General features: G+C 69.2%; 7 protein-coding genes. 2 read left to right on the top strand and 5 right to left on the bottom strand.

Annotation, left to right across the window (positions count from 1 at the left end; all coding sequences use genetic code 11):
- Window positions 1-207 precede the first annotated feature (207 nt).
- From IJ15_RS0123470 to IJ15_RS0123460, 3 genes are all read right to left on the bottom strand, one after another.
- Window positions 208-2,313, bottom strand: coding sequence for a 3-hydroxyacyl-CoA dehydrogenase NAD-binding domain-containing protein (locus tag IJ15_RS0123470; RefSeq protein WP_031940761.1), 2,106 nt, complete (start codon window positions 2,311-2,313; stop codon window positions 208-210).
- On the bottom strand, window positions 2,314-3,540 hold the full coding sequence (locus IJ15_RS0123465; RefSeq protein WP_031940760.1) for a thiolase family protein: 1,227 nt from the start codon (window positions 3,538-3,540) through the stop codon (window positions 2,314-2,316). It abuts the gene before it with no gap.
- Window positions 3,541-3,660: 120 nt separating this feature from the next.
- Entirely contained in the window at window positions 3,661-4,893 is a 1,233-nt protein-coding gene (locus tag IJ15_RS0123460; RefSeq protein WP_031940759.1) for an HRDC domain-containing protein, read from the bottom strand.
- A 253-nt stretch (window positions 4,894-5,146) separates the two neighbouring features.
- Between IJ15_RS0123460 and IJ15_RS0123455 the strand changes: the two genes are divergently transcribed.
- Window positions 5,147-5,998 carry an alpha/beta fold hydrolase gene (locus IJ15_RS0123455; protein WP_031940758.1) on the top strand — a complete coding sequence of 284 codons (852 nt, stop codon included), beginning with the start codon at window positions 5,147-5,149 and terminating at the stop codon, window positions 5,996-5,998.
- On the opposite strand, the gene IJ15_RS0123450 is transcribed toward IJ15_RS0123455, so the two are convergent.
- On the bottom strand, window positions 5,943-7,370 hold the full coding sequence (locus IJ15_RS0123450; RefSeq protein WP_031940757.1) for a WS/DGAT/MGAT family O-acyltransferase: 1,428 nt from the start codon (window positions 7,368-7,370) through the stop codon (window positions 5,943-5,945). The two genes, IJ15_RS0123455 and IJ15_RS0123450, sit on opposite strands and share 56 nt — an antisense overlap.
- Window positions 7,371-7,472: 102 nt before the next feature.
- Here IJ15_RS0123450 and IJ15_RS0123445 point away from each other — a divergent pair, with 102 nt between their 5' ends.
- Entirely contained in the window at window positions 7,473-8,771 is a 1,299-nt protein-coding gene (locus IJ15_RS0123445; RefSeq protein WP_231569643.1) for an alpha/beta hydrolase, read from the top strand.
- On the opposite strand, the gene IJ15_RS0123440 is transcribed toward IJ15_RS0123445, so the two are convergent.
- Window positions 8,685-9,224, bottom strand: coding sequence for a DUF3000 domain-containing protein (locus tag IJ15_RS0123440; RefSeq protein WP_051919563.1), 540 nt, complete (start codon window positions 9,222-9,224; stop codon window positions 8,685-8,687). The genes IJ15_RS0123445 and IJ15_RS0123440 overlap by 87 nt on opposite strands.
- Between the last annotated feature and the right edge of the window lie 90 nt (window positions 9,225-9,314).

Here is a 9,314-nt window from a genome sequence, read left to right as displayed (position 1 = left end):
TGGGCGAACCGATCCTCGACAGCGAACTCCCGGCCGGCGTGCGCGATCCTGTCGCCACCGAGACCGCCGATGCGGATTCCTCGGAGCCGGAAGCGATCCCCGCACGGGATCAGCTTCCCGAGGACGCCATCTCCTGACCGGTACCTCCGCACAGACGAAGAGGAGCGCGCCCCAATAGGGGACGCGCTCCTCTCGTGACGGATCGGGTCAGACGCTCGCGACGCCCTTCGCCAGGAACGTCTTGCCGTTCACGGCCTCCGACGTCCCGGTGCGGTCCAGGTACGGCGTGATGCCGCCGTTCCAGAAGCCGAAGCCGCCGCCCAGGATCAGGCACAGATCGATGTCCTCGGGAGCGGCGACGACGCCCTCGTCGAGCATGATCCGGATCTCCTCGGCGAACGCCCGACGGGTGCGCTCGAGCACCTGCTCGGACGTCGACGGGTTGTCACCCTGCTGCCACAGCGCCGCGACCTCGGGGTCGACGACCTGGCCCTTGTCGGTCCAGGACCACACGCCGGGCTTGCGGGCCTCGACGATCGCCTCGAGGCCGGGGGACGGCTTGAACCGCTCCGGGTAGGCGGCGTTCAGCGTCTCGCCGGTGTGCAGCGCGATCGCCGGGCCGACCAGCGCGAGCAGTGTGAACGGTGTCATCGGCATGCCGAGTTCGGCGATCGCATTGTCCGCGACGTCGAAGGGGGTGCCCTCGTCGACCGCGTTCATGACCTCGCCGAGCGCGCGGATGAGCAGGCGGTTGAACACGAAGCCGGGCAGGTCGGCGGAGCCGACGGCCGACTTCCGGAGCGCCTTCGCGGTCGCGAACGCCGTTGCGAGCGTGGGATCGTCGGTCTTCTCGCCCTTGATGACCTCGAGCAGGGGGAGCACCGCGACCGGGTTGAAGAAGTGGAAGCCCACGACTCGCTCGGGATGCTTCAGGTCCGCGGCCATCTCGGTGATCGACAGCGACGACGTGTTGGTCGCCAGCACCGTCTCGGGGGAGATGTGCTCCTCGAGGTCGGCGAACACCTTCTTCTTGACGTCCATGTTCTCGAACACGGCCTCGATGACGAAGTCGGTCTTCGCGAACGCGGCCTTGTCGAGCGAGCCGGTGACCAGCGCCTTGAGCCGGTTCGCGCCGTCCGGCGACAGGCGGCCCTTGGCGAGCAGCTTGTCGATCTCGCCGTGCACGTAGCCGACGCCCTTGTCGATGCGTTCCTGGTCGATGTCGGTGAGGATCACCGGCACCTTGAGCTGCTTGACGAACAGCATTGCCAGCTGGCTCGCCATCAGGCCCGCGCCGACGATGCCGACGCCGGTGATCTTGCGCGCCAACGACTTGTCCGGTGCGCCGGCAGGGCGCTTGGCGCGACGGTTCACCAGGTCGAAGGCGTACAGTCCGGCACGCAGCTCGTCGGTCATGAGCAGATCGGCGAGTGCGTCGTCCTCGGCCGCGAAGCCGGCGTCGAGCGACTTCGAGTCGGTGAGATCGGTGGTACGGGCCAGCTCGAGCAGTTCGACCGTGCGGACCGCACCCGGTGCGTTGTTCTTGGTCTTGCCGTCGACGATCGCCTTGGCGCGGGCGATAGCCTCGTCCCAGCCGGCGCCGCGGTCGATCTCCGGGCGGGCCGGGGTGATGTCGCCGGCGAGAACCTGCGCGGCCCACGCGAGGGACTGCTCGATGAAATCGGCGGAGCCGAGCACGACGTCGGCGATGCCGAGGTCGAGCGCCTTCTTCGAGTTGATCACCTTGCCGTTGTTGAGCGGGTTCTCGATCGCGACGGTGACGGCGTTCGACGGCCCGATCAGGTTGGGCAGCAACTGCGTTCCGCCCCATCCGGGGACCAGGCCCAGCATCGCCTCGGGGAGGCCCAGGGCGCCGACGTTGTCGGCGAAGGTGCGGTAGTGGCAGTACAGGCCCACCTCGAGGCCGCCGCCTAGTGCGACGCCGTTCACGAATGCGAACGTCGGCACCGACGACTCGCGCAGGCGGCGGAACACCTTGTGGCCCAACCGGCCCAGCTCGAGTCCCTGCTCACGGGTGGTGATCGACGGGACGCCCTTGAGATCGGCGCCGGCGGCGAAGATGAACGGCTTGCCGGTGACGGCGATCGCCGCAGGCTTGGCCTCGAACGCCTCGTCGAGCGCCTTGTCGAACGACAGCAGACCCCGCGGGCCGAAGGAGTTCGGCTTGGTGTGGTCGAAGCCGTTGTCGAGCGTGATCAGCGCCACCGGGCCGTCGATCCCGGGAACCGAGACCAGCTTGGTGTAGGCGTTCGTGACGACCTCGTCGGCGAACGCGGTTGCGATGTCGGTCATTTACTTGGCTCCCGCTTCGTCGCCTGCGTAGTCCTTGTGATTCGGGTTCTCCCAGATGACCGTCCCGCCCATGCCCAGGCCGATGCACATCGTGGTCAGGCCGTAGCGGACGTCCGGGTTCTGCGCGAACTGGCGCGAGAGCTGCGTCATCAGGCGCACACCCGAGGAGGCGAGGGGGTGGCCGCACGCGATCGCGCCGCCCCACTGGTTGACCCGGGGGTCGTCGTCGGCGATGCCGAAGTGCTCGAGGAAGGCGAGCACCTGCACCGCGAACGCCTCGTTGATCTCGAACAGGCCGATGTCCTCGATCTTCAGGCCCGTGCGGGCCAGCAACTTCTCCGTCGCGGGCACGGGACCGATGCCCATCACCGCGGGGTCGACGCCCTGGAAGGCGAAGCCGACCATGCGCATCCCGATCGGCAGGCCCAGTTCGTGGGCGGTGTCCTCGCCCGCGAGGATCGCGGCGGTGGCGCCGTCGTTGAGTCCCGCGGCGTTACCGGCGGTGATCCGGCCGGCCGGGCGGAACGGCGTCTTGAGCTTCGCAAGGTCCTCGAGCGTCGTGCCGGGACGCGGCGGCTCGTCCTCGGTGGCCAGGCCCCAGCCCGCGGCCGAGCGGGTCGCGACCGGCACCAGCGTGTCGGCGATGAAGCCGGCCTTCTTGGCGGCCTCGTACTTGTTCTGCGACGAGACGGCGTAGGCGTCGGTGCGCTCCTTGGTGATCGACGGGAACCGGTCGTGCAGGTTCTCGGCGGTGTTACCCATCACCAGCGCGCTCGGGTCGACGAGCCGGTCGGCGAGGAAACGCGGGTTGGGGTCGGCACCCTCACCCATCGGGTGGCGGCCCATGTGCTCGACGCCACCGGCGATGACGACGTCGTACTGGCCGAAGCCGATACCCGACGCGGTGGTGGTGACGGCGGTCATCGCGCCGGCGCACATGCGGTCGATCGCGAAGCCGGGCACCGACTCGGGCAGGCCGGCGAGGATCGCGGACGTGCGGCCGATGGTCAGGCCCTGGTCGCCGGTCTGCGTGGTGGCAGCGATCGCGACCTCGTCGACCCGCGCGGGATCGAGTTGGGGGTTGCGGCGCAGCAGCTCACGGATGGCCTTGACGACCAGGTCGTCGGCGCGGGTCTCGGCGTAGATGCCCTTCGGACCGGCCTTGCCGAACGGCGTGCGGATGCCGTCGACGAAGACGACGTTTCTCTGGGTAGCGGATGCAGCCACGCTGGATTCCTCCTGGCGGGAGTGGAGCGGTCACGGCGGGTCGAAGACCCGACAAGCACCACTGTAGCGCTAATTACCCGCCGGTAACATACGGGGCGTGGTTGGCCCGGTCTGCGCAGTTCAGGGCTCCGCCCGCACCGCTTCGGTGAGGAGGGGCACCGTCAGTTCGCGTTGCCACGGACGCGCGCCGCCCGCCGCGAGCGCCGCATCGATCGCGCCGGACGGGTCCGACTTCTCGCCCGGTGGTTCCCAGCAGATCCGCCGCACCAGGTCGGGGCTGAGCAGGTTCTCGACGGGGACCTTCACGCGCTCGCTCAGTTCGGTGATGGCCGCCTTGGCGGCGTTCAGGCGTGCTGCCGCCTCGGGGTCGCGCTTGGCCCAGCGGCTCGGCGGCGGCGGCCCGGTGAAGGGCTGGTTGATCGGCGGCAGCTCCGTCTGGGGCAGTGTCCGGGCGCGCTCGAGGGCCGACAGCCACAGTCGTGACGACCGGCGCTGGCGCGGACCGCCGAACACCGGGAGGGCGCGGAGCGTCTCGATGCTCTTGGGGTCGGCGCTCGCCGCGGCGACGATCGCCGAGTCCGGCAGGATGCGGCTGGGGGAGATGTCCCGCTTGCGGGCGATCTCGTCGCGGGCGGTCCACAACTCGCGCACGGCCGCGAGCTGACGGGGGCTCTTGAGGCTGTGGATCTGTGACGTCCGCCGCCACCGGTCGGGTTTGGGCTGCGGCGGTCCGGCGAGCCGGACGTGTTCGAACTCCTGCCGGGCCCACTCGGACTTGTCCTGGGACGCCAGCTCTTTCGCCATCGCATCCTGGAGTTCGAGTAGCACCTCGACGTCGAGGGCTGCGTAGTTGAGCCACGCATCGGGCAGCGGCCGCGACGACCAGTCGGCCGCCCCGTGCCCCTTACGGAGCTCGAGCCCGAGTGTGCGTTCGACGATCGCGGCCAGGCCCACGCGCTCGAAACCGGCGAGCCGTCCGGCCAGTTCGGTGTCGAACAGGGCGGCCGGCTCGAGGCCGAGTTCGGCGAGACACGGCAGGTCCTGGTCGGCGGAGTGGAGTACCCACTCGAGGCCGTTGATCGCGTCCCGGAGCGGTGCCAGATCCTCGGCTGTCGGAATCGGATCGAGCAGGAACGTTCCGGCGCCGGCGCGTCGCAACTGCACCAGGTACGCGCGGGACGAGTAGCGGAATCCCGACGCGCGCTCCGCATCCACGGCGAGGGGGCCGGTTCCCGCGGCGATCCTCTCGGCAGCGTCGCGCACGCCGTCGGCCGTCTCGATCACCGGCGGCACCCCGTCTGCCGGAGCCAGTAGTGGCACGGGGGTGGGGGTGGGCTCGGTGGTATCTGGCATAGCGGGCAACTCTACGTGGCCAGGGCACGATCCCACGTCGAGATCTGCGCGCGGCGCCGCAATTCCGTCGAAAAGTTGAACATGTGACCAAGGCCACCATCGCGGGTGGGTCCGCCTGGTCGGTGCGCCGGCGGGTCCGGGTGGAATGCCGGGATTGCTCGCGGACGACACCGCTCATGATGTAGAACGAGTTCTAGTTTTGTCCGCACGGCTTCTCCGGCGGACCGAGGACTCCTGATCGGAAGGCAGATCGATGCTCAACCTTGCGGCCGCCGTCGCTCCCGTCGGCGAGGTGCCGGCCGGATCCATGGTGGAGTTACCCGGCCGGGGTAGCACCTACGTCATCGATACGGGTGCCACTCCGGACAACCGTGACAAGCCGACGCTCGTGCTGCTCCACGCGCTCGCCTGCACCGGCACCCTGACGTGGTATCCGACGATCGCCAGGCTCGCGGCGAAGTCGCGGGTGGTGGTCCTCGACCAGCGATGGCACGGGCGTGGCATCCGCTCGGAGCGGTTCACGCTCGAGGACTGCGCCGACGACGTGATCGCGCTCGCCGACGTTCTCGGGCTCGACCGTGTCGTTCCGGTCGGGTACTCGATGGGATCGCTGGTCTCGCAGCTGGCCTGGAAGCGGCATCGCGATCGCGTGTCCGGCCTGGTGCTGTGCGCGGGCGCCGCACACTTCAAGCGGAACTCACGTGAGCGAGTGGCGCTCGAATCGCTCAGTCTGGGGCTCGGCGCGCTCAAGCCGCGTCCCGGTCCGGTTCCGGTCGGCGGGCCGCGATTCGGTGGGGACCGGGTGTGGGCGTACTCCCAGTTCCGGGAGACCAGCTACGGCGCGATCGGCCGGGCCACCGCCGAGATCGGCAAGTTCGATTCCACGGCGTGGGTCGGCGACATCGACGTGCCCACCGCCGTGGTCGTGCCGACCAGGGATCTGATCATTCCGCCGCGGCGCCAGCGCTGGCTCGCTCGCCAGATCGCCGGCGCCGCCACGTACGAGGTGGACTGCGGTCACTCGTCGTGCGTCATGAACGCCGGGCCGTTCACAGAGGGACTGCTGGCTGCTTCTTCTTCCGTGCTTGCGCGCGTGCGGCCTTGACGAGTTCGGCCAGCGCCGCAGGGAACGCGTCCGCCAGATCCCACAGGTGCGGCGCGAGTTCCTTGCAGGAGACCAGACCCACGTCGAGTCGGCCCTCGAGCGACATCACCGTCACATTGAGGCCGGCTCCGTGGAAGACCGGTCCGAGCGGGTACATCTGCTTGATGCGCGCACCCAGGAAGTAGAGCGGAATCGGCGGTCCGGGGACGTTCGAGACGACCAGGTTGTGCACCACGGGGTGACGCTCGGCAAGCTTGAGCTTGGAGTACACCCGCATCGCGCTGCCGAACGTGGCCGGTGCCGCGAACTGCGCCCAGTCCTGCAGCAGGGTCGCGCCCAGCGCCTCGTTGTGGTGGTCCTTGTTGATCTCGTTGTGCTCGGCGATGAAGTGCAGTCGCTCCACCGGATCGGCGATGTCGGTCCCGAGCTGGGTGAACATGACCGAGATCTGGTTGGTGCCCGGCCGGTCCGACTTGTCGTGCACGGAGACCGGCACGGTCGCGACCAGTGAACTGTCGGGCAGTTCGTTGCGGTCCTCGAGGTACTTGCGCAGCGCCCCGGCGCACATCGTGAGCACGACGTCGTTGACCTTGACGCCGAAGGCATTCTTGACCAGCTTGACGTCGTCGAGGCTCAGTTCCGTGTACGCGATGGTCCGGCGACCGGTGATCGCGCCGTTGAACGAGGTGCGTGGCGCGCTGAACGGTGTCGGCATCGCCTCGCCCTTGCGGGCCCGCCCGATCCAGTTCGGCAGTAGCGACACGCTGTCCGGCAGCAGCTTCACCATCTTGAGCGGCCGCGTGGCGAACGACAGCAGTCCGTTGACGGCGATGTCGAGCGAGCTCGCGCGCCCGGCACTCTCGGGGAGCTGATCGAACTCCGGTCGCGGCGCGTCGGGCTCGAGCCCGCACAGCTGCGACATGAGGTTGGAGCCGGTGACGCCGTCGACGTTGGCGTGGTGCATCTTCGACATCACGGCCACCGAGCCGTCCTCGAGGCCCTCGATGACGAACATCTCCCACAGCGGACGGGTGCGGTCCATGGGCTGACTGGCGATCGAACTGCACATCTCCGACAGCTCGTCGCGGCCGCCGGGGGCGGGCACCGCGATCCGGTGGAAGTGGCGGTCGATGTCGAAGTCGGTGTCGTCGACCCACACCGGGTGGTCCAGGTTGAACCGGCTGTCCTTGAGGCGGCGCTTGAAGCTCGGCATCGTTTTGACACGAACGGCCAACTCGTCGCGCAGCTTTGCGAAAGAATAGCCACCCGGGATCGTGGACCCGTCGAGGATGATGAGCCCGCACACGTGCAGCATCTGGGTCGGTGTCTCGAGATAGAGGAAGCTGGCGTCCAATCCACTGAGTCTCTCCATGCAGCTAACGGTAGAACCTGTTCCAGTTTGGCGTGGCCGATGTGACAAACGTCATGGTTAAATAGGTTTATGAGGATTAGTAACCGGTTCCTTTTGCGTCAGGTGGCAACCGCTGCGTTGACGGCGAACGCGCTGCGGCCCGTCCCCGGGATGCCGCTGTCGGTGCCGACGTTCCTGTCCGGTTGGCTGACCGCGGAACTCGCTCCGCAGTTGCTTGCTGCGACTGCGGCCGATGCCGCCGTCCACGTCGCACGCCACGGCGTCCGGCGGCGCGGTGACGCCGTCGCGCTCGCCGCGGCGGGGCTGTCGATCGCGGGACTCGCCGCGGTGATCGCGACCGGTCGGGGGGCACGGACGGAGATGGAGTCGGCGCTTGAGTCGGCGCTCGGGCCGGACTATCGGGCGGAGGGCTTCGAGGCGCGTCCGGTCCCGCAGGTGCCGTGGCGGCAGCTGGCGTTCCCGTTCCGGATGCGCCGAGGCGACGTCGTGCGGGTGAAGAACCTGGACTACGCGTCCGGGGGACGACGATTCCGGATCGACATCTACCACCGTCGGGACACCCCGGCGAACGCGCCCGTCCTGCTCCAGATCCACGGCGGCGGGTGGGTCATCGGCAGCAAGGACCACCAGGGCATCCCGCTGATGCTGGAGATGGCGTCGCGCGGGTGGGTGTGCGCTGCGATCAACTATCCGTTGTCGCCGAAAGCGGTGTGGCCGGCGCACCTGATCGCCGTCAAACGGGCCGTCGCCTGGCTACGCGAGAACGCCTCGACCTACGGTGGCGACCCCGACTTCATCGCGGTCACCGGCGGGTCGGCCGGCGGCCACCTGGCGGCGATGCTCGCCCTCACCGCGAACGATCCCGCGCTGCAGCCGGGCTTCGAGGATGCGGACACCTCCGTGCAGGCGTGCGTCCCGCACTACGGCGTCTACGACTTCGCGGGGGAGACAGGGATCAAGGCGACGCGCCTGCGGGTCGAATCCGGGCTCTCCCCGATGGTGCTGGGTCGAAAGGCGCAGTTCCCGCGGGACTACCTCGCGGCGTCACCGCGCGCACACCTGCGTGAGGACGCGCCGCCGTTCCTCGTCGTGCACGGCACCAGCGACTCGTTCATACCCGTCGCCGAGGCCCGCGAGTTCGTCGACCGGCTGCGCGAGGTGTCGGCGAATCCGGTCGCGTACGCGGAACTGCGCGGCGCCCAACACGCGTTCGACATCTTCCCGTCCATCCGAAGCTTCCGCGTGGCCCACGCCGTCGCCGACTTCCTCGACTGGGCGCGCGGCCGCCAACTGTCGGCGGGCACGGCTTCTCGGTCAGGAACGTCGGCCCAGGGTCGTGATGCCGGCGGGCGGGAGCCCGGCCGCGGAGGCGAGGACCTCGCAGAAGGCCTCGACGTGTGAGGCCAGTGCGGTGGACGTCGCGGTCCACGACGCGCGCAGTTCGAGCTGATGGGCTCGGGGTGGCCCGGCGATGTCGCCGTACCGAACCGAACTCGTGGCCGTCACCGTGCCGCCCAGCGCGAGGATCTCGTCGGCCTTGTCTTCGAGGGCGTCGACCAGCCAACTCCACGCGACCTCGGGGAGGAGCGGGTCGGCCGCGAGGGCCGGCTCGAGGTCGGCCTGGATGTAGGCGACCAGTCGCATTGTGCCGTTCCACGCCTCGTCACCGTCGGGATCGTGCAGCAGGATGAGGCGACCGAAGGCGTCGCCCTCGGAGAACACCGCGTGCTCGGTGGTGGCGCCGGTGTCGGGGTGGCGGACCTCGGCGCCGAGCGCGTAGCTGAACGGCGCGAGCCGCTGCGGCGGGCGGATCGGGCCGAGCTCGATATCCGGGTGAACCTCGGCCGAGTTCATCGCGTCGACAGCGGCGCGGAACTGGGCGGGTTCGTTGGGTGGTCCCGGGGTCCTCACACCTGCGGACGTTAGACGCCGTGCCTGGTGACA

The organism is Prescottella defluvii (assembly GCF_000738775.1).
GTDB lineage: Bacteria > Actinomycetota > Actinomycetes > Mycobacteriales > Mycobacteriaceae > Prescottella > Prescottella defluvii.
The sequence above is the reverse complement of the archived record's forward strand: the minus strand, read 5'-3'. Positions and strand labels throughout refer to the sequence as shown.

Bases quoted from the DNA above. Each gene is read 5' to 3' on its own strand.
- IJ15_RS0123440 (WP_051919563.1), bottom strand. From the start codon at position 9,224: ATGAACTCGGCCGAGGTTCACCCGGATATCGAGCTCGGCCCGATCCGC.
- IJ15_RS0123470 (WP_031940761.1), bottom strand. From the start codon at position 2,313: ATGACCGACATCGCAACCGCGTTCGCCGACGAGGTCGTCACGAACGCC.
- IJ15_RS0123460 (WP_031940759.1), bottom strand. From the start codon at position 4,893: ATGCCAGATACCACCGAGCCCACCCCCACCCCCGTGCCACTACTGGCT.
- IJ15_RS0123455 (WP_031940758.1), top strand. From the start codon at position 5,147: ATGCTCAACCTTGCGGCCGCCGTCGCTCCCGTCGGCGAGGTGCCGGCC.
- IJ15_RS0123450 (WP_031940757.1), bottom strand. From the start codon at position 7,370: ATGGAGAGACTCAGTGGATTGGACGCCAGCTTCCTCTATCTCGAGACA.